The 25,063-nt window shown below is 70.1% G+C and carries 23 protein-coding genes; 9 read left to right on the forward strand and 14 right to left on the reverse strand.

The genetic code is table 11. The features are described 5' to 3' along the window. Window positions 1-100: 100 nt before the first annotated feature. The 3 genes from DIE22_RS13525 (at window position 101) to DIE22_RS13535 (ending at window position 3,454) form a co-directional block, all read left to right on the forward strand. Window positions 101-1,564: a metallophosphoesterase family protein gene (locus tag DIE22_RS13525; RefSeq protein WP_124497943.1), complete on the forward strand. Its 1,464-nt coding sequence runs from the start codon at window positions 101-103 to the stop codon at window positions 1,562-1,564. Between the two features lie 170 nt (window positions 1,565-1,734). Beyond that, entirely contained in the window at window positions 1,735-3,081 is a 1,347-nt protein-coding gene (locus DIE22_RS13530; RefSeq protein ID WP_260426663.1) for a cytochrome-c peroxidase, read from the forward strand. Between the two features lie 97 nt (window positions 3,082-3,178). Continuing rightward, window positions 3,179-3,454 (forward strand): hypothetical protein, encoded by a 276-nt coding sequence (locus tag DIE22_RS13535; protein ID WP_124605290.1) that lies wholly within the window; start codon window positions 3,179-3,181, stop codon window positions 3,452-3,454. Between the two features lie 144 nt (window positions 3,455-3,598). Here the strand turns inward: DIE22_RS13535 and DIE22_RS13540 are convergent, their stop codons facing one another. Further along, entirely contained in the window at window positions 3,599-5,083 is a 1,485-nt protein-coding gene (locus tag DIE22_RS13540) for a PLP-dependent aminotransferase family protein (protein WP_185640610.1), read from the reverse strand. Between the two features lie 203 nt (window positions 5,084-5,286). On the opposite strand from DIE22_RS13540, the gene DIE22_RS13545 reads away from it, so the two are divergent. Next, complete coding sequence (locus DIE22_RS13545) at window positions 5,287-5,637, forward strand: hypothetical protein (RefSeq protein WP_124605291.1); 351 nt, start codon at window positions 5,287-5,289, stop codon at window positions 5,635-5,637. A gap of 120 nt (window positions 5,638-5,757) precedes the next feature. Here DIE22_RS13545 and DIE22_RS13550 read toward each other — a convergent pair whose 3' ends face one another. The 8 genes from DIE22_RS13550 to gtdA all read right to left on the reverse strand — a co-directional run bounded on the left by DIE22_RS13550 (window position 5,758) and on the right by gtdA (window position 12,253). Then, window positions 5,758-6,180 carry a DUF6691 family protein gene (locus tag DIE22_RS13550; protein ID WP_124605292.1) on the reverse strand — a complete coding sequence of 141 codons (423 nt, stop codon included), beginning with the start codon at window positions 6,178-6,180 and terminating at the stop codon, window positions 5,758-5,760. Between the two features lies 1 nt (window position 6,181). Continuing rightward, window positions 6,182-6,616, reverse strand: coding sequence for a YeeE/YedE family protein (locus DIE22_RS13555; protein ID WP_124605293.1), 435 nt, complete (start codon window positions 6,614-6,616; stop codon window positions 6,182-6,184). Beyond that, window positions 6,606-6,956 (reverse strand): helix-turn-helix transcriptional regulator, encoded by a 351-nt coding sequence (locus DIE22_RS13560; RefSeq protein WP_124497937.1) that lies wholly within the window; start codon window positions 6,954-6,956, stop codon window positions 6,606-6,608. The genes DIE22_RS13555 and DIE22_RS13560 overlap by 11 nt, the downstream gene beginning before the upstream one ends. Before the next feature lie 119 nt (window positions 6,957-7,075). Beyond that, complete coding sequence (locus DIE22_RS13565; RefSeq protein WP_124605294.1) at window positions 7,076-8,437, reverse strand: aromatic acid/H+ symport family MFS transporter; 1,362 nt, start codon at window positions 8,435-8,437, stop codon at window positions 7,076-7,078. A gap of 76 nt (window positions 8,438-8,513) precedes the next feature. Continuing rightward, window positions 8,514-9,722: a 3-hydroxybenzoate 6-monooxygenase gene (locus DIE22_RS13570; RefSeq protein ID WP_124605295.1), complete on the reverse strand. Its 1,209-nt coding sequence runs from the start codon at window positions 9,720-9,722 to the stop codon at window positions 8,514-8,516. Window positions 9,723-9,741: 19 nt separating this feature from the next. Next, window positions 9,742-10,383 carry a maleylacetoacetate isomerase gene (gene maiA, locus DIE22_RS13575; protein WP_124497934.1) on the reverse strand — a complete coding sequence of 214 codons (642 nt, stop codon included), beginning with the start codon at window positions 10,381-10,383 and terminating at the stop codon, window positions 9,742-9,744. 25 nt (window positions 10,384-10,408) lie between these two features. Further along, entirely contained in the window at window positions 10,409-11,107 is a 699-nt protein-coding gene (locus tag DIE22_RS13580; protein WP_124605296.1) for a fumarylacetoacetate hydrolase family protein, read from the reverse strand. A gap of 99 nt (window positions 11,108-11,206) precedes the next feature. Further along, entirely contained in the window at window positions 11,207-12,253 is a 1,047-nt protein-coding gene (gtdA, locus tag DIE22_RS13585; RefSeq protein WP_124497932.1) for a gentisate 1,2-dioxygenase, read from the reverse strand. Between the two features lie 164 nt (window positions 12,254-12,417). Between gtdA and DIE22_RS13590 the strand changes: the two genes are divergently transcribed. Further along, window positions 12,418-13,362 (forward strand): LysR family transcriptional regulator, encoded by a 945-nt coding sequence (locus DIE22_RS13590; protein ID WP_124497931.1) that lies wholly within the window; start codon window positions 12,418-12,420, stop codon window positions 13,360-13,362. Window positions 13,363-13,408: 46 nt separating this feature from the next. On the opposite strand, the gene DIE22_RS13595 is transcribed toward DIE22_RS13590, so the two are convergent. The 4 genes from DIE22_RS13595 to DIE22_RS13610 all read right to left on the reverse strand — a co-directional run bounded on the left by DIE22_RS13595 (window position 13,409) and on the right by DIE22_RS13610 (window position 17,092). Then, window positions 13,409-14,677: an FAD/NAD(P)-binding oxidoreductase gene (locus DIE22_RS13595; protein WP_124497930.1), complete on the reverse strand. Its 1,269-nt coding sequence runs from the start codon at window positions 14,675-14,677 to the stop codon at window positions 13,409-13,411. Then, window positions 14,674-14,907 carry a 2Fe-2S iron-sulfur cluster-binding protein gene (locus DIE22_RS13600; RefSeq protein ID WP_011658575.1) on the reverse strand — a complete coding sequence of 78 codons (234 nt, stop codon included), beginning with the start codon at window positions 14,905-14,907 and terminating at the stop codon, window positions 14,674-14,676. Before DIE22_RS13600 ends, DIE22_RS13595 begins: the two co-directional genes overlap by 4 nt. A 128-nt stretch (window positions 14,908-15,035) precedes the next feature. Further along, window positions 15,036-16,163 carry an FAD-binding oxidoreductase gene (locus DIE22_RS13605; protein WP_124497929.1) on the reverse strand — a complete coding sequence of 376 codons (1,128 nt, stop codon included), beginning with the start codon at window positions 16,161-16,163 and terminating at the stop codon, window positions 15,036-15,038. Continuing rightward, window positions 16,160-17,092 carry a 4-hydroxyproline epimerase gene (locus DIE22_RS13610; RefSeq protein WP_124498050.1) on the reverse strand — a complete coding sequence of 311 codons (933 nt, stop codon included), beginning with the start codon at window positions 17,090-17,092 and terminating at the stop codon, window positions 16,160-16,162. Before DIE22_RS13610 ends, DIE22_RS13605 begins: the two co-directional genes overlap by 4 nt. Before the next feature lie 604 nt (window positions 17,093-17,696). On the opposite strand from DIE22_RS13610, the gene DIE22_RS13615 reads away from it, so the two are divergent. The 4 genes from DIE22_RS13615 to ilvD all read left to right on the forward strand — a co-directional run bounded on the left by DIE22_RS13615 (window position 17,697) and on the right by ilvD (window position 24,143). Then, entirely contained in the window at window positions 17,697-19,322 is a 1,626-nt protein-coding gene (locus DIE22_RS13615; RefSeq protein WP_124497928.1) for an APC family permease, read from the forward strand. A gap of 71 nt (window positions 19,323-19,393) precedes the next feature. Next, window positions 19,394-20,986: an aldehyde dehydrogenase (NADP(+)) gene (locus tag DIE22_RS13620; RefSeq protein WP_124605297.1), complete on the forward strand. Its 1,593-nt coding sequence runs from the start codon at window positions 19,394-19,396 to the stop codon at window positions 20,984-20,986. Then, window positions 20,979-22,001 carry an Ldh family oxidoreductase gene (locus tag DIE22_RS13625; RefSeq protein ID WP_124497926.1) on the forward strand — a complete coding sequence of 341 codons (1,023 nt, stop codon included), beginning with the start codon at window positions 20,979-20,981 and terminating at the stop codon, window positions 21,999-22,001. Before DIE22_RS13620 ends, DIE22_RS13625 begins: the two co-directional genes overlap by 8 nt. Window positions 22,002-22,283: 282 nt before the next feature. After that, window positions 22,284-24,143: a dihydroxy-acid dehydratase gene (gene ilvD, locus DIE22_RS13630; protein WP_124497925.1), complete on the forward strand. Its 1,860-nt coding sequence runs from the start codon at window positions 22,284-22,286 to the stop codon at window positions 24,141-24,143. A gap of 98 nt (window positions 24,144-24,241) precedes the next feature. Here the strand turns inward: ilvD and DIE22_RS13635 are convergent, their stop codons facing one another. Then, on the reverse strand, window positions 24,242-25,060 hold the full coding sequence (locus DIE22_RS13635) for an SH3 domain-containing protein (RefSeq protein ID WP_124497924.1): 819 nt from the start codon (window positions 25,058-25,060) through the stop codon (window positions 24,242-24,244). Window positions 25,061-25,063 lie beyond the last annotated feature (3 nt).

Consider the following 25,063-nt stretch of genomic DNA (forward strand, 5'->3'; position numbering starts at 1 on the left):
ACCGCGATACGAACGTGCGTCGAGCGCCTGCCGTCCCGCGCTTTTCACATTTCTTACATTCGTGTTGCGTATCGTTGACGGCTTTCCCACGGTGCCTCCCATGCGACGATTCCTCTCGTGCGCGCTGTTCGTGCGCTGCGCTCCGCTTGTTGCCCTCGCGGCGCTGTCCGCGTGTTCGAATCACATCGATACGCCTGCCGACCCGGCCAGTGCCGCGATCAACGTCGAGGCCGCGTGGGTCGAGATCGGCGATGCGAACCAGGCGATCGCGCGCGTGATCACGAACTACCGGCCCGCGTCCGCGAGCGATCCGCTGTGTCCGCAACTGTCCGTCGACGGCAAGTTGTCGCGCATGACGCTGCGCGCCGGCGCCGCGACCGTCGCGCAACGAACGACCGCCAGCGACCCGGCCGACTCGAAACCGTCGAGCTTCCCGGTGTCCGTCTGCGAAACGACGCTGCCGGCCGATGCGCAGACGGCGAGCGTCGCGGGCCGCGCGCTGCCGCTGCCGAAAGCGCAGCCGCAGCGCATCGCGATCATCGCCGACACCGGCTGCCGGATGAAGAAGGCCGACAACGCATGGCAGGCGTGCAACGACGCGACGGTCTGGCCGTTCGGCACGATCGCGGCGAGCGTCGCGAAGCTGTCGCCGGACCTCGTGCTGCACGTCGGCGACTATCACTACCGCGAGAATGCATGCCCGCCCGACATCGCCGGCTGCAAGGACAGCCCGTGGGGCTACGGCTGGGACACGTGGCAGGCCGACCTGTTCCGCCCGGCCGCGCCGCTGTTCGCGAAGGCGCCGTGGGTGCTCGTGCGCGGCAACCACGAGGAATGCGCGCGGGCCGGCCAGGGCTGGTACCGCTTCCTCGATCCGCGGCCGTATGCGGCGGCCCGTTCGTGCGACGATCCGGCCAACGACAACGACGCGAACTACTCGGATCCCTATGCCGTATCGCTCGGCGGCGGCACGCAGGTGATCGTGTTCGATACCGCGAAGGTCGGCCGCAATCCGCTGAAGACGACCGATGCGCAATTCCGCATCTACCAGAAGCAGTTCCAGACGGTCGCGTCGCTCGCCTCGAAGGCCGGCATGACGACGACGATCTTCACGAACCACCATCCGATCCTCGCGTTCGCGCCGATCGCCGGCAGCACGCCGGCGCCGGGCAACCTCGCGCTGCAGTCGGTGATGTCGAGCCTGAACGCGCAGGCGTATTACCCGCCCGGCATCCACGTCGCGCTGCACGGGCACGTGCACGACTTCCAGGCGATCAATTTCTCGTCCGGACATCCGGCGACGATCGTGTCCGGCAACGGCGGCGACAACCTCGACGTCGCGCTGCCCGATCCGTTCCCGGCCGGCCTGACGCCCGCGCCGGGCGCCGTGATCGAGCGGCTGTCGCACAACAACAGCTTCGGCTTCCTGATCATGGAGCGACGCGCGGCGCCGGCGACGGGCTGGGTGTTCCATGCGTATTCGGCGGCGGGCAAGCTGCTCGCGTCGTGCGACCAGTCGGGCACGACGCTCGCATGCGACAAGACGGGGTTCATCACGCCGTGAGCGACGAAGTTCGACTGCATGACGGTTTGACGGGTTCGAACGGCCGCCGGCGACGGATGGCCGGATCGCGGAGGCGGCCGGTTTCGTCCGCGGCTTGCGCCGAGCGTTCGGTTTGCGCGTCGGTGCCGGTCGCCGGCACCGGCCGGACGGTACGCGTACTTGCCGCCGCCGTGTTCACCGGTGTGGCGCTCGCAGCCCACGCCGCACCGTCCGACACGACCCTGCTGCCCGGCGCGCCGCCAGCGCGCGTCGTCGGCACGATCGGCAACGGCACGCCGCAGGTGACCGGCAAGGTCGACGCGGCGACTGCCCATTTCGCGCCCGACCCGACGCTCGTCGCGCTCGGCCGCCGGATCTTCTTCGATCCGCGGCTGTCCAAGCCGCGCGGCATGTCGTGCGCGGGCTGCCACGATCCGGCGCGCGCCTTCGCGCCGACGCTGTCGGCGGCTTCGCTCGCGGGGCCGGGCGTGCCGGAAGGCAGCCGCCACGGGCGCTTCAGCCAGCGCAACGCGCCGTCGCTGCTCTACGTGCGCTACGTGCCGCGCCGCCACTTCTACCAGGACGACGACGCGCCCGCGCCGTCGCCGTTCGGCGGCCTCTTCAGCGACGGCCGCGCGAACACGCTCGCCGAACAGATCCGCGGGCCGTTGTTCGATCCGAACGAGATGAACAACCGGTCGCCGGCCGCGCTGCTGCGCAAGGTCGACGGCACCGAACTGGCCGGCGATCTGGCCGCGCGCTTCGGCGCATCGGTGCGGCGCGATCCCGAGCAACTGGTGCGCGCGCTGGGCTCCGCCGTGGAGGCCTATCTGCAGAGCGACGACATGGCACCGTTCACCTCGCGCTTCGACGCGTTCCTGCGCACGCGCAAGCCGCTCGCGCCCGCCGAGATGCGCGGCCTGGCGCTGTTCCGCAATCCCGACAAGGGCAACTGCATGAGCTGCCATACGCTGTCGGAGACGTCGAGCCGGCCGGAGCGCTCGCTCTTCACCGATTTCGGCTACGACGCGATCGCGGTGCCGCGCAACCGTGCGCTGCCCGCGAACCGCGATCCGCGCCATTTCGACAACGGCCTGTGCGACACGGCAACGCGGCTGCGCTGGCCCGAGCCGACGCAGTGGTGCGGCTACCTGCGCACGCCGGGGCTGCGCAACGTCGCGGTCAAGCAGACGTTCATGCACAACGGCGTGTTCACGACGCTGCGCGACGCGGTCGCGTTCTACAACACGCGCTCGACCGACCCGGGCTACTGGTATCACGGCGCCAGAACGTTCGACGACGTGCCGGCCGCGTATCGCGGCAACATCAACGTCAATTCGACGCCGATGAACCGCCGGCCGGGCACGCCGCCCGCGCTGACCGACGCGGAAATCGACGACATCGTCGCGTTCCTCGGCACGCTGACCGACGCACGCTACGCGAATCTCGTCACGCCCGCCGCACCCGCGGCTCCCGCGGCACGTGCCGCCCGGATCGCCGGCCCGCCGGTCGTCCGGACCGCCGCGCCGGCACGCTGACCCTGGCCGAACGGCCAGGCGCATGCGCGCCCGCTTGCGGCCGCCTCGAATACTGGTTATATTTACAGTACTGTATTTATGAACAGTGAGGTGCGCGATGGAACATCTGGTCCGTATCGTCAACGACACCGATCGCCAAGTACTGGCATGGCTGCGTGCGCAGGTCGGCGACGCCCGCGTCGAGCGCGCGGCGCGCCAGCTCGGGCATACGCGCAAGCCCTTTCCGTCGGCGGTATGCCGGTATCTGGGCATGAGCGCGCCGGCCACGCTGCGCCAGGCGGAACGGCCGCGTGCCGCACGCGACTTCTCGGTCGGCGATCGCTACCTGTCGCTGATCCGTCAGCACCTCGCCGCGCATGCGGTCGGCCGATGAAATCGCCGAAATCGTATCGCCGGCGCGTCGCCGCGCGGCGGCCGGCCGGGGTGAGCGCGGCGTGCCGGTTCGGCCGGCCCGTGCCGCCGTCGCGACAGCCAAGCCCGGCCGTCAACGCGCCCGCCCGGCCGATACCCGCCCCGCTTACGCAGCGGCCGCCGCGTCGCGTATCAGCTGGCCGAGCGTTTCGATGGCCGCTTCATGGGCCGAGTCGAACACCCGCGTGCACGCAAGCCGGATATAGGCATCGAAGCGATCGGAATTCGAGAAGATCGAGCCTGGCGCGATCCTTACCCCGCATGCCAGCGCTGCATCGAACAATGCTTCGGAATGCACGCCGTCCGGCAGCGCGATCCACAGCAGCATGCCGCCGGGCGGCCGGTTCATCCGCGTGCCGGCCGGAAAATGGCGCGCGATCGCATCGATCGTCACATCGCGCTGCGCGCGAAGCTGTTCGCGAAACCGGTGCAGGTGGCGATCGAACGCGCCCGAGCCGACGAATTCGGCCGCGACGGCCTGCAGCAACGCGGCGTTGTGCCGGCTGTGCGCGAACTTGAGCATCTTCACGCGCGCGTGCCAGCGGCCCGCGCTCATCCAGCCGAGCCGCATCCCGGGCGCCAGGACCTTGTTGAACGACGGGCAGTAGATCACCGTGCCGTCGCGGTCCCATGCCTTCACGGGCTTCACCGCGTGCGGCGCTTCGACGAGTTCGCGATACGGCTCATCCTCGATCACGGCCACGCCGCGGCGCGAGCACAGTGCGACCAATGCGGCCTTGCGTTCGTCGGGCATCACGCTGCCGAGCGGGTTCTGCAGGTTCGGCACGACGACCACGGCCCGAATGTCCGGGTACGCGGTCAGCGCCACGTCGAGCGCTTCGAGCGACAGCCCGGCCGTCGGGCTGGCCGGAATCTCGAGTGCGCGCAGGCCGAGGCTTTCGAGCAACTGGATCAAGCCGAAAAAGGCCGGCGATTCGATCGCGATCGTGTCGCCGGGGCGTGCCACCGCGCGCAACGCGAGATTCACGGCATCGACGCCGCCGCTCGTCGACATCACGTCATCCGGCGATACGGTCACGCCGTACGACAGCGCGCGCTTGGCCATCGTCTGCCGGAATTCGGGCGACCCGCCGACCGGCCCCGCGTCGGTCAGCAGCGTCGGCCTGCGCCGCAGCAGCCGGATCGCCAGCGCCTGCAGGCGCTCGGCCGGATACAGCGTCGCCAGCGCGGACGCCCCGCCGAGGTTCAGCGCATCGGGTTTCGCGTTCGCGCGATCGATCACACGCGACACGCGTTCGTGCAGCCCCGCGAACGGCGGCTCGACGCTCAGCGGCGGCCCGTCGCTTTCCGGCAGCGTGTCGAGCGTGGCCGCCGCGCGGCGCCGCACGAAGTAGCCCGAGCGCGGCCTTGCTTCGCACCAGCCCGTATCCTCCAGCCGCCGGAACGCCTGGATCGCGGTCGACAGGCTCACGCCGTGCTGCGCCATGAACGCGCGCACGGACGGCATCCGGTCGCCGGGCGACAGCGTGCCGGCCGCGATGATGCGGCGGTAATGCTCGGCGAGCCGTTCGTACAGCGGCTCGCCGGCCATCGGCAAAGGCATGCGGGACGGGGCGGTGATGGGCGTCATGCGGGTGATCGTGCCCGCACGCCCTGGCGCACGCCAGATACAGATTCGGGGAAAACCCACCGATACAGCGAGTCGAAATCGCCGCTTGCACCGCAACAGATTCCCGTCCCCTGAATCTGTCCCGCCCGCGCGCGTTTCCCTAACCTGATTGCACGCCGTCGCCCCGCCATCGCGGGGCTGCGCAACCGGGAAAAGGACTCGCCATGCGAACGCAAGACATCCGGCTCGACGCCGGGCAAAGCCACTTTGCGTGGTTCGACAAGGGCAGCCAGGTCATCGTGCTCGACGGCGCGCTCGCGGTCACGTTGCACCACGGCGGGCTCGACTGGCTGCCTGATGCGCCGCAATACGTCCGCCGCGTGCTCGACGAAGGCGAATGCCTGACGATCGAGACGGCCGGTCACGTGGCATTGACTGCCAGCGGTGCCGGGCCGGTCGACGCGGCCCTTGCGGTACCCGCCGCTCGCGCGGGGGCGTTCGCCGCATGGCGCGCGTGGCTGCACCGGGTGTCCGTCCAGCCATGCGGCGAGCGGTGTGTGCGCAGGCAGCCCTGACGCGGTGGCTCGCGCCGTCGCCGGTGGCGTCATGTGATTGCCGTATCGCCCCATCCGGCGACGACCGTGCTGAACCGATTCAACCGGGTCGACGACGCCCGACGCACTCCCCTCACCCGGCTACCGCACCTTCCGCGAACGCTCGATCCATTCGAACGACGCCATCCCGGCCAGCATCGCGACGACGAACACGATGCCCTTGACCGACCCAAGACCGATCGACACGAGCGCCGGCCCCGGGCAGAACCCGGCGAGCCCCCAGCCGATGCCGAATACGGCACTCCCGGCGACGAGCCGCACGGTGATCGTCCGTGCTGCCGGCCACTTGATCGGCAGACCGAGCCACGAGCGCGTGCGGCGCTTCGCCCATGCGAACGCGAATACGGCGACGCCAATCGCGCCGGCCATCACGAACGCGAGCGACGGATCCCAACGGCCTGCCAGGTCGAGAAAACCGAGCACCTTCTGCGGGTTGGCCATCCCCGACACGATGAGACCGACGCCGAACAGCAACCCCGCCAGAAACGCGAATCCTGCCTGCATGTCAGCCTCCGAGCACGTGTCGCCGCACGAATACGGTCGCGAAGCCCGCGACCATGAACACCGCCGTCGCGACGATCGAGCGCGTCGCACCGCGCGACAGCCCGCAGACCCCGTGACCGCTCGTGCATCCGCCCGCATAGCGCGTGCCGATCCCGACCAGCAGGCCGGCCGCCAGTAACTCGCCCCATCCTGCATCGACCTGCGGCGTCACGGCGGCACCGGTGATGCGCATCATCAGCGGCGCGGCAACCAGCCCGGCGACGAACGCGGCACGCCAGTCGCGCTCCGCGCCACCGGCCGTGAACAGGCCGCCGACGATGCCGCTGATCCCGGCGATTCGCCCGATGAATGCCACGAGCCACGCGGCGGCAAGCCCGATCAGCACGCCGCCGGCAAGCGACAACCCCGGCGTGAAATGAAGCGAATCAAGCTGCATGGCGCTTCCCCTTCGCGGCCGGGCCGCAGAACTGTTCGTACAACACGCCCATCACCGCGATCGCGGCCGGGCTGTCGAGCGAATAGTGGATGTTCTTGCCTTCGCGGCGCGTGCGGACGAGTGCGTTGTCCCGCAACACGCCGAGCTGCTGCGACAGCGTCGGCTGGCGGATATCCAGCCGCGCCTCGAGATCGCTCACGCAGCGTTCGCCCTGCGACAGTTCGCACAGAAGCAGCAGCCGGTCGGGATTGGACAGCGCCTTGAGCAGCGCGCATGCCGATTCGGCGGCTGCGCGCATCTGGTCGGGCTCGGGCGGCCCGGCGGAAGGATGGGCTTTCATGATGAAGGCGGCAGACGATTAACGAATCCATATTATATCAATTTATATATCATGGATTCGCGCCATCATCCTGTGCCATCACCCGGAAGGCGCCATCAACACCGCCCTGCCGTGCACCGCTACGCCTGTTCTCCGGCAATCGCATCGGCCGCCGCGGCCCGCTTCGCGCCGGCCCGCACCGCGCCGAGCGCCAGCACCGCGATTCCCGCGATCACGCACGGCGCCGCGACGCATGCGAACGCGGTCGGCAGCGGCAGCCCCATCGCGAGCATCGCCCCGCCCGCCATCGAGCCGACGACCGATCCGCCGCGGCCGATCCCGTTCGCCCAGCTCACGCCCGTGGTCCGGCATTCGGTCGGATAGAACGCGGCCGACAGCGCGTTCGCGCCGACCTGCGAGCCCGACACGCAGAAGCCGGCCGCGAACACAGCCAGCGCGGCACCGGCCGGCGACGCGGCCAGCACGCCGATCGCCGCGACGAACACGCCCGCCGCCGCATAGCTGCAGGCAAGCACGCGGTGCGGATCGAAGCGGTCCATCAGCCCCCCGAGCACGATCGCGCCGAGCGTGCCGCCGACCTGGAACATCGCGGTCACGCGCGCGGCCGTCTGCAGCGTCGCGCCGGTCGTGCGCAACAGCGTCGGCAGCCAGCTCGACAGCAGGTAGATGACGAGCAGGCTCATGAAGAACGTGAGCCACAGCAGCAGCGTGCCGCGCAGCAGATCGGCGCCGAACAGGCTGCCGAGCGGCGACCCGGCCGGCTTGCCGCGCGGTGCGATGAACGACGCGTGCGCGAGATGCGGGTCCGGTGCGATACGCGCGAGCATCGCCGCGATCCGCTCGCGCGCCGCGCCGGTGTTGACGAGGTAGCGCACCGATTCCGGCAGCCGCCACGCGAGCACCGGCAGGAGCAGCAGCGGCGCGGCACCGCCGACGACGAGCACCGCTCGCCAGCCGTCGCGCTCGATCAGCGATGCGGCCGCGAGCCCGCCGAGCGCGGAGCCGATCGTGAAGCCGCAGAACATCGTCGTCACGAGCAGCGAGCGCCGCCGCGCGGGGCAATACTCGGACGTCAGCGTGATCGCGTTCGGCATCGCGCCGCCGAGCCCGAGGCCCGTCACGAAGCGCCACGCGATCAGCTCGGTCAGGCTGCCCGCGCTCGCCGACGCGGCACTCGCGATGCCGAAGCACGCGACACAGGCGAGCAGCAGGCGCTTGCGGCCGAACCGGTCGCCGAACGGCCCGAACACGAGTGCGCCGGCCATCAGCCCGGCGAGCCCCGCGCCGAATACCGGCGCGAGCTGCGCGGGCGACAGGCCCCATTCCGTGCGAATGACGGGCGCGATGAACCCGATCGATGCCGTGTCGAAACCGTCGATCGCGACGATCAGGAAGCACAGCGCGACGATCGCGGCCTGAAACGGCGCAACGCGATGCCGGTCGATCCATTCGCTGACGTCGATGGACAGCGTATCGGTCATGATGGTGTCTCCTCCATGAAGGCGGTCGCGCGCGATGTCGTTGGAATGCGCGCCGCCGGATTCGGGCTGAAACGCGTCAAGCGACGGACTTCAGGCAATCCTCCGCACGCCAGCCGTGCAGCCAGTCGAGCGCATCGTAGAACTGCGCCTGCGTGCGTCCGACCCACAGCGCGTTGCGCACCTGCCGCTCGACGCCCTTTGCGTGATAGATCCGCCCCATCTCGCGCGCCGAATACAGCACGCGCGCGGTGCGTGGAATCCGCACGCGCTCGTACAGCGCAAACGCGGCCTCGAAATCGCCGCCGGTCCGCGCGACGGCCGCGCCGAGCGTCACCGCATCCTCGAGCGCCTGGCACGCGCCCTGCGCGATGTACTGCGTCATCGGATGCGCGGCGTCGCCGAGCACCGTCGCGCGGCCCGCGCTCCAGCGCTCGACCGGGTCGCGATCGGCGGTCGCCCAGCGCTTCCACGACGTCGGCCGGTCGAGCATCTGCTTCGGCAGCGGATGAATGCCGTCGAAGTACGACAGCACTTCCTCCTTGCTGCCCTCGCGCACGCCCCAGGTTTCCTGCTCGCGGCTGTGGAACGTGACGACGAGGTTGTATTGCCGTCCGCCGCGCAGCGGATAGTGGACGAGATGGCAATGCGGGCCGGCCCAGACGACCGGCGCGTTGATCTGCAGATCCTTCGGCATGTTGTCGACGTCGACGACCGCGCGGTATACGACGTGCCCCGTCACGCGATGCGCGTCGCCGATCAGCGCCTGCCGGATCGCGGACTTCACGCCGTCGCAACCGATCACCGCGTCGGCACGATAACGCTCGCCATGCTGGTCGATCACGGTCACGCCGGTGTCGTCCTGCTCGAACCCGCACACCTGCGTGCTGGTCCGGAATTCGATCAGCGGATGATCCTTGACCGCCTCGTAGATCGACAGGTGGATGTCCGCGCGATGGATCACCGCATACGGGTTGCCGAAGCGTTCGCGATACGCGGCACCCGTATCGATGCACGCGACTTCCCGCGCATCAACCGCATCCATCAACTGCAGCCGGTCGGTGAACACCGCGCGGCCGCGCGCGGCCTCGCCGACACCCAGCGCGTCGAGCGCGTTGAATGCGTTCGCGGCAAGCTGGATGCCCGCGCCGATCTCGCCGATTTGCGCGGCCTGCTCGAGCAGCTTCACGCGAATACCCTGGCGTGCGAGGGCCAGCGCCACCGCGAGTCCGCCGATGCCGCCGCCGATCACGAGTACGCGCCGGCCTGTGTTGTGTCTCTCGCCCATGTCTGTCTCCTGCTTCGTGTTACGCGACGTAGTCCGGTTGCCGCTGCGGCTGCGCCGCGTCGAACGCCGGCTCGCGCCGCGCGTGTTCATAAACCGCGAGACTGCGCGGATAGGCGCTCAGGTCGCAATCCATCCGCAGCGCGTTCGCGACCTGCGGCACGAGGCACACGTCGGCGAGCGTCGGCGCATCGCCGAAACACCACGGGCCCGTGTCCGCGCGCGCGAGCAAGCGCTCGACGCCGGCCATGCCTTCAGCGACCCAGTGCCGGTACCACGCACTCTTTTGCTGCGGCGTGACCTGCAGTGCGCTGTCGAGATAGCGCAGCACGCGCAGGTTGTTGACCGGATGGATGTCGCACGCGATCAGCGTCGCGAGTTCCAGCACGCGCGCGCGCAGATGCGGTTCCAGCGGAATCAGCCGCGGCGCCGGATGAATCTGGTCGAGGTAGTCGATGATCGCGAGCGACTGGCCAAGACGGAAATCGCCGTCGACCAGCGCCGGCACCGACGCCGACGGATTCACCCGCGCGACGTAGCCGGCCTCGCGGTGCTCGCCCGTGCGGATGTTCACGGGCAGCGTGTCGTACGGCAGTCCTTTCAGCGCGAGCGCGATGCGCACCCGGTAGGATGTCGAACTGTTGAAGAAGCCATGCAGTTGCACGATGTCGCCTTTCGAGGAAGATGCGTCAGACCACGCGCACGGTCAGTTCACCGAGGCGCTCGACGCCGACCTTCATCACGTCGCCCTTGACCACCGCGCCGACGCCTTCCGGCGTGCCGGTGAAGATCACGTCGCCCGGTTCGAGGCGGAAGAACGTCGACAGGTCGGCGACCGTTTCCGCGACCGACCAGATCAGGTGCGACACGTCGCTCTTCTGCTTCGTCGCGCCGTTGACGGTCAGCCACACGCCGGCCTGCTCGACATGACCGACTTCACTCGCCGGATGCACGGGGCCGATCGGCGCGGAACGGTCGAACGCCTTGCCGATTTCCCACGGCCGGCCCATCTCGCGCATCTTCATCTGCAGGTCGCGGCGCGTCATGTCGAGGCCGACCGCATAGCCCCACACGTGCTCGAGCGCGCGCTCGAGCGGGATGTCCGCCCCGCCCTTGCCGATCACCGCGACGAGCTCGGCTTCGTAGTGGTAGTTCTGCGTCTGCGACGGATACGCGAGATCGAGCGTTTCGCCGTACGCGACCGGCACGACCGAATCGGCCGGCTTGCAGAAGAAGAACGGCGGTTCGCGATCGGGATCGAAGCCCATTTCGCGCGCATGGGCCGCGTAGTTGCGGCCGACGCAATACACGCGGCGAACCGCGAAGCGGGCGTCGCTACCGGCGACGGAAAGCGCCACCGGCGCTTCGGGCGGGAAAACGTAAGTCATGAACGGCTCCAGCGTAGGCATGAATGAAGGAACGCGCGCCGCCTCGGCGGCGCATCGGACGAATCGAACGGATCGGAAGGATCGGGAAAAACGGCCGCGTCAGTCGCGCGCTTCGCGCAGCAGGTTCAGCGCGGACAGCACGGGCCGGTCGGAATAGCTGAACAGCACGCTGTCGGACGATGCCGACAACCGCACCGGCACCCACGACGGCGCGACGAAGATGTCGTGCGGCTCGAACGCGAACGCGTCGCCGCCGATGTGCGCCGTGCCGCTGCCTTCGACGACGCAGTAGATCGTCGCGTCGGTGCTGCGATAGGTGCGGCCGTCGAAGCCGGCGGGCAGGAACTGCATGAAGGTCGCGATCGTCGGCATCGGCCAGCCGCCCGTCGCGGGGTTCACGTAGCGCAGCTTCACGCCGTCCCACGCGTCGAGTTCGCCGTTGCGGTACAGCGCGTCGAGCGCCTCGCGGGTGCGTGCATACGGATAGCTGAACACCGGCGACGTCGGGTCGCTCGCGCGATGCCGCACCGGCACCATGTTGTGGCCGAAGCGCGCGTAGCTGTCGCCTTCCGCGCGGCTGACGGGCTGCTCGGCTTCCGAATGGTTCTCCGCGAAGCCCGCATCGAGGTTCGCGACCAACGGAATGTCGAGCCCGTCGAGCCACACGACCGGCTCGCCGCCGTCTTCCACGGACGGATTGCCGTGGTCGTGCCACGCCCACGACGGCGTGATGATGAAGTCGCCCGGATGCATCGTCGTGCGCTCGCCGTTCACCGCGGTCCACGCGCCCTTGCCTTCGACGATGAAGCGCAGCGCCGACTGCGTATGCCGGTGGCTCGGGGCGATCTCGCCCGGCAGGATCAGCTGCAGGCCCGCGTACAGGGTCGGCGTCATGCTCGACTTGCCGGGCAGCCCCGGGTTCTCCAGCACCAGCACGCGGCGCACGGCTTCTTCCGCGCTGATCACGCCGCCGGCCTGCAGCACCAGGTCGCGCACCTGCGCGTACTTCCAGATCGCGGCCTGCGCGGCCGGCTGCGGGGTTTTCGGCACGAGGTTGTGCAGCGATTCCCACAACGGCGCGAGGCGCTGTTCGGCGATCCGTGCGTAGTAGTCGGCGCGCGACGTATCCGGGTGTCGGCTGGTCATGATGTCTCCTTGAGGCGGCCGATCGCGGTCGGCGCTGTGTCGGGTCGGGGACCGCGTGCCGCAGTCCGTTAGCGCATTTATAGTCGACGCAGACATACCCGGTAAAATGACGAAATCATCTAATCCATATAATTTTTGATATACCTTCCGATACGGAGTGCACGATGGACTGGACCCACAGGCTGCGATTGCGACACCTGCAGGTGCTGCTGAGCCTGGCCAGCACGGGCAACCTGAGCCAGTCGGCGGCGGCGCTCGCGACCACACAGCCCGCGCTGTCGAAATGGCTGAAGGAGCTGGAAGAGGACGTGGGACTGCCGCTGTTCGAGCGGCACGCGCGCGGTTTGCGGCCGACGGCCTACGGCGACGCGCTGATCGAGCACGCGCGCCGCGTGGAGGCGCAGCTCGACGTCGCGCGCGACGACATGGCCGCGCTGCGCGAAGGCGGCAGCGGCCTGGTCACGATCGGCACGTCGGGCGTCGCGGCGGCCGATACGGTGCCGCTCGCGGTGTCGCAGCTGCTGAAGCGAATGCCGCGCGCGCAGGTGCGGCTTGCCGAGAGCACGATGAACCAGCTGATGCCGCAGCTCGCGCGCGGCGAGCTGGACATCGTCGTCGGCCGCTCCGGGTCCGCGTCCGTCGATCCTCACCTGCACGCCGAAGCGCTGTATGTCGATCCGGTGGTGTTCGTCGCGCGCCCCGATCACCCGCTCGTCGGCACGGCATCCGTCGGCTGGGACGAGGTGCTGGCCTGCTCGTGGATCGTCTGGCCGCCCGGCACGCCCGTGCACAACGCGCTGCAGGTCGCGCTGACGGCCGCCGGCCGCGTGCAGCCGCCGCACTGCGTCGAATCGAATTCGTCGATCCTGAACCTCACGCTGCTGAACAACACCGACCTGCTGGGCGTCGCGTCGCATCGTGCCGCGCGGCGTTTCGAGCAATTGAACGCGATCCGCATCCTGCCGATGCAGCTCGAGGGCCAGGGCGCGGTGTCGATGTACTGGCACCCGGACAGCGCGAATCGCGCGGCCGTGGCCGCCGCGATCGAGTGCCTGCGTGCCTGTGCGGCGCCGCAGGTGGGCGGATGGGAGAAAGTGAAGGTGGAGTGAGTGGCGAAGCGGCCCGGCGCGAACCGCGCCGCTTCACCGTGACGCGTCAGGCGCCGTCGCAGGTCGCCGTGTCGTCCAGCATCAGCGTGCCGACCCGCGCGGGCACGAGCGGCGTGCGCGGCACCGGCGGCGTCCAGCCGAACAGCGCCTGCGCGGCCGCCCCGCACACGCGGCCCTGGCACGCGCCCATCCCGCAGCGCGTCTGCAGCTTCGCGGCCGTCCAGCCCGGCGCCGGCGCGACCGCGTCGAAGCGCACGTCCTCGCAACGGCACAGCAGCGTATCGGGCCGTGCGAGCCGGCGGATCGGCTCGCGGATCGCGAAGCGCTCGCGCACCGCGTCCGCGAACGCCTGCCAGTGCGCGCGTCGCGCGACCAGCGCGGCCAACGGCGCCGTCTGCCCGGTGGCCGCGCAGCCGGCGATCTCGCCTTCGATCATCGCCAGTTCGCTACCGCCGACACCCGTGCACTCGCCCGCCGCGAAATAGCCGTCGCGGCTCGTGCGCTGGTGCGCGTCGACCGCGACCGCGCCGTTCTCGATCCGGCAGCCGAGATGGCTCGGCAGCACGGTGTTCGGCACGAGGCCGAAGCCGCACGCGAGCCGGTCGCAGTCGACGTCGAACTCGCGCTCGCCCTGCCGGATCCGCACGCGTTCGAGCCGCTTGTCGCCGAACGCTTCGACGACGTATGCATTGGGCCGGTAGGCGGCCGTGACGAGCTTCGCGGCCTGCGCGAGTTTCGACGGCCAGCGCCACAGCCCCGCGCCGAAACCGGCGACGTCGCTCCACGCAGCCTGTTCGAGCACGTGCGACACCTGCGCGCCGGCCTGGCGGGCTGTCGCGGCGCTCGCGAGCAGCAGCGGGCCGCTGCCGGCGATCACCGTGCGCTGCCCGCGCACGTCGAGGCCGTACTTGATCAGCGCCTGCAGGCCGCCCGCGCCGGTGACGCCCGGCAGCGTCCAGCCCGGGAACGGCAGCAGCAGCTCGCGCGCGCCGCAGCACAGGATCAGCGTGCGGAATTCGAGCAGGAAGCCGCGCGCGTCGTCCTCGAGCAGCAGCGTGCCGGGCTGCGTTTCGGCGACGATGCGCGTGGCCGCGAGATGCGTGACGTTCGGCTGCCGCAGCACGGCAAGGCGTTCCGCCGCGGCCGGCACCGGCGTGGCGTGAGCCGCCTGGCGCCAGATCTGCCCGCCCGCGCGCGGGTTGTCGTCGACGATCGCGACCGTGGCGCCGCTTCGTGCGGCGGCCCGCGCGGCCGACAGCCCGGCCGGGCCCGCGCCGACGATCGCGACGTCGACGCTCAGTCGTTGCTGTTTCATCGCGTGCGCTCCACCCGCATCCCGTCGCGGCACAGCGTCTGGCAAGCCAGACGGCGGCGCCCGTCGATCGTCATCCTGCACTCCTGACAGATGCCCATACCGCAAAACGGCGCACGCGCCGCACCCGTGCACGACACGCGCGTCGTGTCGTCGCCGCTCGCCGCGACGGCGGCCGCGACGGTCGCACCGTCGGCCACCGTCAGCGCGCGGCCGTCCAGATGAATGATCATGTCAGCCTCCGCCGGGCCGCCCCAAGGGGGCTGACAGCCCCCCGCGGGGGGAGCCTTGCATGGGACCGGAGTAAGTGCTGAAGCACCGACTCCGGTCGACAGCGAACGAAGTGAGCGTGGGGGTCGTTTCATGTCAGCGCTCCGGCTACGGGGGACGTCGTCAGGAAACGTCCCGGCAAATACGGTTCGATGTCGATGGGCGGCCGCTCGCCGGTCATCAGCGCGGCGAGGAGCCGCGCACTGCCCGGCGCGGTCGTCACGCCGAGCCCTTCGTGCCCGACCGCGAGCCACACGCCCGGCCGCGCCGGATGCTCGCCGAGCAGCGGCAGGCCGTCCGGGCTCGCGGACCGGAAGCCCGTCCAGGCGCGAATCCCGTTCAGCTCCGCCAGCTCCGGCAGGTAGCCGGCCGCGCGGCGCAGCATGCGCGCGAGCACCGGCGGCTCGATGCGCGCGTCCTCGGTGTCGAACTGGCGCGACGAGCCGATCAGCAGCTGGCCGGTCGGCCGCGGCTGCACGTTGAATGCGACCGACGTGCCGTCGCTCGCATGCGCGCTCGCCGCATAACCGAGCTCGACGAGCTGGTGCGACACCTGGCCCGGGTAGCGGTCGGTGATCAGCAGGTGGCCCTTCTTCGGGCGCAGCGGCAATTCGGGCAACAGCGTGCGCGCGGCGACGCCGTTCGCGACGACGACGCGTTCCGCGCGCAGCGTGTCGCCGCTCGCGAGCGTCACGCTCGGGCCGTCGACCGCCACCGCGCGGTCGCGGCGCAACGTGATGCCCGGCGCGCGCTGCAACAGCCAGCTCGCGGCGACGGGCGCATAGAGAATCGCGTCGCCGGGGATCTTCAGCGCGCCGCCAAGGCCCGCGCGCAGCATCGGCTCCAGCCGCGCGAGCGTTGCCGCGTCGATCAGCTCGCCCGCCACGCCGTGCGCGGCGAGCGTCGCCTGCTTGGCGCGCGCGAGATCCATCTCGTGGGCATCGGCGGCGAGCCACAGCGTGCCGCAGTTGCGGTACGCGCAGCCTTCCGGCATCTCGCCGGCGAGCGCACGCCACAGTTCGATCGAGTAATGGCTCAGCGCGAGCTCGGCCGCGTTGTCGTCCATCGCGACGAGGTGCCCCATGCCGGCGCCGGTCGCGCCACCGCTCGCGTCGTCGACGACGAGCACGCGCAGCCCGCGCCGCGCGAGTTCATGCGCGCATGCCGCGCCGACGATGCCGGCGCCGATCACGACGACGTCGGTGCTGGTCTCGCTCACGACACGATGCCCCAGCCGAACGGATCGTCTTCCTCGATCAGCAAGGTCGCTTCCGCGCTCAGGTGCGCGCTGCCGCGGATCGTCGGCACGACGCCGCCGTCGGCCTGCGCATAGCTCGCCTGGAACACGCTGCCGATCACGCTCGCCTGCCGCCACACGACGCCCGGTTCGAGCTTGCCGTCGGCCGCTAGGCACGCGAGCTTCGCGCTGGTGCCGGTGCCGCACGGCGAACGGTCGTACGCATGGCCCGGGCACAGCACGAAGCTGCGGCTGTCGTGCTCGGGATCGTCCGCGAACAGTTCGATATGGTCGATCTCGCCGCCGTTCGCGCCCGTGATGCCGGCGCGCTCGAGCCCCGCGCGCACCGCGGACGAATAGGCGGTCAGTGCCGCGACGTTGTCGCCGGCCACGCGCTGGCCGTGATCGCTGACCAGGAAGAACCAGTTGCCGCCCCACGCGATGTCGCCCTTCACGGGGCCGTAACCCGGCACGTCGACGGCGACGCCCTTCGCATGGCGGTACGCGAGCACATTGCGCACGCTGACCGACAGGTCGTCGTGCAGCGTCGCCTCGACGGTGCCGACCGGCGTTTCGATCCGGTGCACGCCCGGCGCGATGCGGCCCATGTGATGCAGCGTGCGCACGACGCCGATCGTGCCGTGCCCGCACATCCCGAGGTAACCGCTGTTGTTGAAGAAGATCACGCCGGCCGCGGCCTCCGGCGACACCGGTTCGCACAGCAGCGCGCCGACCAGCACATCGCTGCCGCGCGGCTCGAGAATGCACGCGGTGCGGTAGCGATCGTGCTCGCGCGCGAGCACGTCGCGGCGCTCGGCCATCGTGCCGTTGCCGAGCGAGGGGAAGCCGGACACGACGAGCCGCGTGGGTTCGCCGCCCGTGTGCGAATCGATGATCTGGATGCGCTTCATCATGAGCCGTCCGAAGTGGGGAAAGGAGCATAGCTTCCTCCGTCGCGCGTCCGTCCGCTTGTGGCTTTTCGATGAGGACGGCGACGAAATCGGCATAGTGCGGAACCCCTCGCGCGGCCCTTCCGGCCACTGTGCCGATTTCGTCATTCTGCTCCGCGATACGACTCAAGCGTGATGGGTGTTTGCACGGCGATACTGGTTGCACGTCGATGCCCCTGTCGTCGGCCGATACGAAGCAGGAGATTGCAGTGAGCCGAAACGCCATCCAGCGGACCGGAGTTTTCCCCGCCCTCAGCAACCGGTTCGTACCGGGCGCTTCCATCGCTTTCGACGCCGCGCGCCGCGCCGCACGGAACCGGGCGAACCGCTGACCGATTTTCCCCCGGCGGTGCAACGGCTCCCCCCGTCGCATCGCCAGTTCCGGTCCGGCATGGCCCGCACGGGCCCGTTCGCTGCAACGTCAGCCCGCGCTGCGCATGAACGGCCCTCGGCCCGCCCCGGTCGTTCGAACCGGTCGCACGCCGGCCCGCAGGTGCTGCGCCGCTGCTCCGTCGGAGCGCGGCGCAAGCCGCCCCTGCCCCGATATTTCCCAGGAGACAAACCCATGCCAGGCCAAGGCAACACACACCCGTCCGTCCCGCTTTCCCGTTCCGTGCCCGCCGACGGCGGTCACGGCAAGTTCAAGAAACAGCTGTCGCTGACCGACCTGACATTCATCGGCCTCGGTGCGATCTTCGGTTCGGGGTGGCTGTTCGCCGCGAGTCACGTGTCGACGATCGCCGGCCCGGCCGGCATCTTCTCGTGGCTGCTCGGCGGCTTCGCGGTGCTGCTGCTCGGCATCGTCTACTGCGAGCTCGGCGCCGCGCTGCCGCGCGCGGGCGGCGTGGTCCGCTACCCGGTGTTCTCGCACGGCCCGCTGCTCGGCTACCTGATGGGCTTCATCACGCTGATCGCGTTCTCGAGCCTGATCGCGATCGAGGTGGTCGCCGCGCGCCAGTACGCGGCCGCGTGGTTCCCCGGCCTCACCAAGGCCGGCTCGAGCGACCCGACGACGCTCGGCTGGCTCGTGCAGGCCGCGCTGCTGTGCTTCTTTTTTTGCCTGAACTACTCGAGCGTGAAGACGTTCGCGAAGGCGAACAACGTCATCAGCATCTTCAAGTTCATCGTGCCGCTGTCGGTGATCGCGGTGCTGTTCACGTTCTTCAAGCCGGCCAACCTGACCGTGCACGGCTTCGCGCCGTTCGGCATGCCGGGCATCGAGATGGCCGTGTCGGCCGGCGGCATCATCTTCGCGTACCTCGGCCTCACGCCGATCGTGTCGGTCGCGAGCGAGGTGCGCAATCCGCAGCGCACGATCCCGATCGCACTGATCCTGTCGATCCTGCTGTCGACGCTGATCTACGTGCTGCTGCAGCTCGCGTTCATCGGCAGCATCCCGACCGACATGCTCGCCGCCGGCTGGCATGACGTCAGCAAGGCGTTCTCGCTGCCGTACCGCGACATCGCGCTCGCGCTCGGCGTGGGCTGGCTCGCGGTGATGGTCGTCGCCGACGCGATGATCTCGCCGAGCGGCTGCGGCAACATCTACATGAACGCGACGCCGCGCGTCGTCTACGGCTGGGCGAAGACGGGCACGTTCTTCAAGGTGTTCACGCGCGTCGACGAAGCGTCGGGCATCCCGCGCGCGGGCCTGTGGCTCACGTTCGGCCTCGCGATCTTCTGGACGATGCCGTTTCCGTCGTGGGAAGCGCTGATCAACATCGTGTCGGCCGCGCTCGTGCTGAGCTATGCGGTCGCGCCCGTGTCGGTCGCCGCGCTGCGCCGCACCGCCCCCGACCTGCCGCGGCCGTTCCGCGCGGTGGCGTTCGGCATCACCGGCCCCGCGTCGTTCGTGATCGCCGCGCTGATCGTCTACTGGTCGGGCTGGGACACGGTGTCCTGGCTGCTCGGCCTGCAGATCGTGATGTTCGTGATCTATCTCGCCTGCCGCCGCTGGGTGCCGACCGCGCATCTGAGCATCGCCGAGCAGGTGCGTTCGTCCGCGTGGCTGATCGCGTTCTACGCGGCCATGATCGTGCTGTCGTACTTCGGCGGCTTCGGCGGCACGGGCCAGCTCGCGCATCCGTACGACACGGTCGTCGTCGCGGCCGTCGCGCTCGTCATCTACTACTGGGGCGCCCACACCGGCATCCGTTCCGACAAGCTGCAGCTCGAGGACGACGAAGGCTGACGCGCCCGCTTTCCCCTTCCCACTCCGGCCGGGCGCACCCCGCCCGGCCCCCGCATTTTCCGAGGAAAACCATGCAACTCACAGGTCAGCTCCTGATCGGCCAGTCGGCCGTCGCCGGACAGAACGGCACCCTCCACGCGATCGCCGCCGCGACCGGCGAACCGCTCGAACCCGCGTTCGGCGGCGCGAGCCTGCGCGACCTGGAAACGGCCTGCGCGCTCGCCGACGAAGCATTCGATACGTACCGCGAAACGCGTCCCGAGCAACGCGCCGCGTTTCTCGACGCGATCGGCCGCCACATCATGGCGCTCGGCGACGATCTGGTCGAGCGCTGCGTCACCGAAACGGGCCTGCCGCGCGCACGCATCGAAGGCGAACGCGGCCGCACGGTCGGCCAGCTCGCGCTGTTCGCGTCGCTCGTGCGCGACGGCGGTTACGTCGATGCGCGCATCGATCCGGCCCGCCCGGAGCGCAAGCCGCTGCCGCGCGTCGACCTGCGCCTGCGCAACGTCGCGATCGGGCCGGTCGCCGTGTTCGGCGCATCCAACTTCCCGCTCGCGTTCTCGGTCGCGGGCGGCGATACCGCATCGGCACTCGCGGCCGGCTGCCCGGTGATCGTCAAGGCGCACTCCGCGCACCCGGGCACGTCCGAGCTCGTCGGCCGCGCGACCCAGCAGGCCGTGCGCGAATGCGGGCTGCCGGCCGGCGTGTTCTCGCTGCTGTTCGACGCGTCGCGCGACATCGGCCAGGCGCTCGTCGCCGATCCGCGCATCAAGGCCGTCGGCTTCACCGGCTCGCGCCGCGGCGGCGTCGCGCTGATGCACATCGCGGCCGCGCGCCACGAGCCGATTCCGGTCTATGCGGAAATGAGCTCGATCAACCCGGTGCTGCTGTTCCCCGCCGCGCTCGACGCGCGCCGCGACACGATCGCGCCGCAGTTCGTCGCCTCGCTCGCGCTCGGCGCCGGCCAGTTCTGCACGAACCCGGGCCTCGTGCTCGCGGTCGACGGCCCCGCGCTGCGCGCGTTCGAAGCCGCGGCGGCCACCGTCGTGCAAGCGACTCCCGCGCAGACGATGCTCACGCCGCACATCCACGCGAGCTATGCGCAAGGCGTGGCCACCCTGCGCGCACACGACGCGGTCGAGCTGCTGGCGCAAGGCGTGGAAGGCAGCCGCTACCAGGCGCGCGCGGCGCTGTTCGCGACGTCGGCGGACGCGTTCATCGCGCACGCCGAACTGCGTGACGAAGTGTTCGGCCCCGCGTCGCTGATCGTGCGCTGCCCGGACGCCGACGCGCTGCATCGCGTGCTGAAAGCGCTCGAAGGCCAGCTGACGATCGCCGCGCATCTCGCCGACGGCGACGCCGCGCTGTTCGCCGCGCTGCGCCCGACGCTGGAGCGCAAGGCCGGCCGCATTCTCGTCAACGGCTTCGGCACCGGCGTCGAGGTCGGTCATGCGATGGTGCACGGCGGCCCGTTCCCGGCCACGTCCGACACGCGCACCACGTCGGTCGGCGCACGCGCGATCGAGCGCTTCCTGCGCCCCGTGTCGTACCAGGACGTGCCGGACGCGCTGCTGCCCGACGTCATCCGCGACGGCAACCCGCTGAACGTGCCGCAACGCATCGACGGCGTGCCCGCGCCGCGGGAAGCGCGCGATGACTGAGCCGCTTGCCGAAGTCGTCCTGTCGCTCGATGAGGTGCACGCGCTCGCGTTGCGCGTGCTGACGCACCACGGGATGTCCGCTGCGCACGCGCAGGCGATCGCCCGCGTGATCACGCAGGGCCAGCGCGACGAGTGCCACTCGCACGGCGTGTACCGGCTGCTCGTGTGCGTGCGCTCGCTGAAGAAGGGCAAGGTCGATCCGCAGGCCGTGCCGACGCTGCGCCGGCTGTCGTCGTCGATCGTCGCGGTCGACGCGCATCGCGGCTTCTCGCTGCTGAGCTTCGAGACCGGCCTGCCGGTGCTCGTCGAGATGGCGAAGCAGCACGGGATCGCCGCGATGGCGATCAACCACTGCTATCACTTCTCGGCGCTGTGGCCCGAGGTCGAGGCGATCGCCGCCGCGGGGCTGGCCGGCATCGCGATGAACCCGAGCCACAGCTGGGTCGCGCCGGAAGGCGGCCGCGAACCGGTGTTCGGCACCAACCCGATCGCGTTCGCGTGGCCGCGCCCGGACGGCGTGCCGTTCGTGTTCGACTTCGCGACCAGCGCGATCGCGCGCGGCGACATCGAGCTGCACGCGAAACAGGGCAAGGCGATCCCGCCGCACTGGGCGATCGATGCCGACGGCCGGCCGACCACCGATCCGAAGGCCGCGCTGCAGGGGGCGATGCGCACCTTCGGCGGCCACAAGGGCTCGGCGCTCGCGGCGATGGTCGAGCTGCTCGGCGGCGCGCTGATCGGCGACATGACGAGCCAGGAGTCGATGGACTTCGACGAAGGCGTCGGCGCGACGCCGTGCCATGGCGAGCTCGTGATCGCGTTCGACCCGAAGGTGTTCCTCGGCGACGCACTCGACGCGGGCCTCGCGCGCGGCGAGCGGATGTTCGCGTCGATCACCGGGCAAGGCGCGCGGCTGCCGTCGCAGCGGCGCTTCGACGCCCGCGCGCGCAGCCTCGCGCACGGCGTGCGGATTCCGAAGGCGCTGTACGACGAAATCCTGACGCTGCTCGACTGACGTGCCATTGCGGAACGGGGCGCGGCGTCATCGCCGGCAGGTCGGGCGATGCACCGCCGCCCGGTTCGCCCGGCGAGGTCCTGCGCCCGCCTTCCACGTGCGCTGCCCGGCGCACCGCCCGCCCCCCCTCGCCCGCTCCCGCGGGCGCCGCGGGCCCGACGGCTGTGGGATAATCGCCCAGTTTGCCCAGGGCGCAGCTCAAGAGGTTGTTCGCACGGGCGCGCGAGAGGCCTTTATTCCCGTGCCTCCACCCTTTTCCGCGATATTTCTTCAGCCATCACAATGCCCACATACCGTTCCAAAACCTCCACCGCCGGCCGCAACATGGCAGGTGCGCGCTCGCTGTGGCGCGCCACCGGCATGAAAGACGACGATTTCTCGAAGCCGATCATCGCGGTCGTCAACTCGTTCACGCAATTCGTGCCCGGGCACGTGCACCTGAAGGATCTCGGCCAGCTCGTCGCGCGCGAGATCGAGGCCGCCGGCGGCGTCGCGAAGGAATTCAACACGATCGCAGTCGACGACGGCATCGCGATGGGCCATGACGGCATGCTGTATTCACTGCCGAGCCGCGACATCATCGCCGACTCGGTCGAATACATGGTGAACGCGCATTGCGCGGACGCGATGGTGTGCATCTCGAACTGCGACAAGATCACGCCGGGGATGCTGATGGCCGCGATGCGCCTCAACATTCCGGTGATCTTCGTGTCGGGCGGCCCGATGGAAGCCGGCAAGACGCGTCTCGCGAACCCGGTCACCAAGACCGTCGAACTGAAGAAGCTCGACCTCGTCGACGCGATGGTGATCGCGGCCGACCAGTCGTATTCGGATGCCGACGTCGCCGAAGTCGAACGCTCGGCCTGCCCGACCTGCGGTTCGTGCTCGGGCATGTTCACCGCGAACTCGATGAACTGCCTGACCGAAGCGCTCGGCCTGTCGCTGCCCGGCAACGGCACGGTCGTCGCGACGCACGCCGATCGCGAGCAGTTGTTCAAGCGCGCCGGCCGCCGCATCGTCGAGCTGACCCGCGAGCACTACGAGCAGGACGACATGCGCGCGCTGCCGCGCTCGGTGGGCTTCAAGGCGTTCGAGAACGCCATGACGCTCGACATCGCGATGGGCGGTTCGACCAACACGATCCTGCACCTGCTGGCGATCGCGCAGGAAGCCGGCATCGACTTCACGATGAAGGACATCGATCGCCTGTCGCGCATCGTGCCGCAGCTGTGCAAGGTCGCGCCGAACACGAACAAGTACCACATCGAGGACGTGCACCGCGCGGGCGGCATCATGGCGATCCTCGGCGAGCTCGACCGCGCCGGCAAGCTGCACACCGACGTGCCGACCGTGCACGCGCCGACGCTGAAGGATGCGCTCGACCAGTGGGACATCGTCCGCACCGAGGACGCGGCAGTCCGCACGTTCTACCTGGCCGGCCCGGCCGGAATCCCGACACAGGTCGCGTTCAGCCAGGACACACGCTGGCCGAGCCTCGACCTCGATCGCGCCGAAGGCTGCATCCGCTCGTACGAACATGCGTTCTCGAAGGAAGGCGGCCTCGCCGTGCTGACCGGCAACATCGCGCTCGACGGCTGCGTGGTGAAGACGGCCGGCGTCGATGAAAGCATCCTCGTGTTCGAGGGCTCGGCCCACGTGACCGAGTCGCAGGACGAAGCGGTCGAGAACATCCTGAACGACAAGGTCAAGGCCGGCGACGTGGTGATCGTGCGCTACGAAGGCCCGAAGGGCGGCCCGGGCATGCAGGAAATGCTGTACCCGACGAGCTACATCAAGTCGAAGGGCCTCGGCAAGGCATGCGCGCTGCTGACCGACGGCCGCTTCTCGGGCGGCACGTCGGGCCTGTCGATCGGTCACTGCTCGCCGGAAGCGGCAGCGGGCGGCGCGATCGGCCTCGTGCGCGACGGCGACAGGATCCGCATCGACATCCCGAACCGCACGATCGACGTGCTGGTGTCGGACGAGGAACTCGCGCGTCGCCGCGAAGAGCAGAACGCGAAGGGCTGGAAGCCGGCGCAACCGCGTCCGCGCAAGGTGTCCGCGGCGCTGAAGGCCTATGCGAAGCTGGTGATGTCGGCCGACAAGGGCGCCGTGCGCGACCTGTCGCTGCTCGACGACTGACGCCGGGCGGCGGGCCGCGCGAACGGCCCGCCCGCCTGATCCGGAAGCCGCTCTCCGGAGCGGCTTTTTTGTCGATGGCAGGCCGGACCGTCGCGCGCTCAGCGACGAAACTCGTCGTGCCGACGATCGTCACCGCCACCGCCGCCGCCACCGCCGCCGTGGCCTCCCCCGTTATTTCCGCCGCCTTGCGGACGGCTCCCGTAACCGCCGCCGCCCGGATTCGCCTGCGGCGGCATCATTCGGGTCACCGCGCCGCCCTGCGCGGGCGCCGGACGCTCCACGGCAGCCGGCGGCCGGACATTGCCGCCCGCGCCAGGCATCGGCGCGGGTGCCGGTGCGGCCTGCGGCGCCGGCATGCGGTTCGGGCCGTTCCAGCCGCCGCGCGTGGCCGACGGCCGCGCGTCATGTTGCGCGGGCGGCGGCGCCCCGCCCGGTGCGCGCTGGATCGGGCCGCCCGGCTGCGGGCGCCCGTAGGCGGGCGGCATCCCGCCGGGGCCGACGCGCGGCTCCACTCGACGCTCCCAGCGATCGCGATCGTGATACCACGGCCGGTGGCGGTAATAGCGATCCCAGTACGCGCCGATCGCGAAGCCGGTGATCGGCACGCCGATGATCGCGCCGTATTCGAGCAACGGCACGTAACTGCCCTGGTACGGATAGTCGAGCTGCTCCGCGTCGATCCAGCCGCGCACGCCCGGCAGCGCGACGTCACACCACGCGTAGTCGCTCAGGCAGCCGAACACATCGACCGCGGTGCCGGGCGGGAGCTGCGCGACGACCGGATAGTCGGGCGCCGGCCCCGCGTAGAGTTCGGCCGCCGAGTTCGTGTAAGCGCTGCTTTGCGCGCCGGCGAGGCCCGGCACCGCGGCGATGCCGAACAGGACGACGCACAGACTTCGGATGATCGTGTTGCTCATGTT

The sequence above is a fragment of the Burkholderia sp. Bp9142 genome (assembly GCF_003853415.1).
Lineage (GTDB): Bacteria > Pseudomonadota > Gammaproteobacteria > Burkholderiales > Burkholderiaceae > Burkholderia.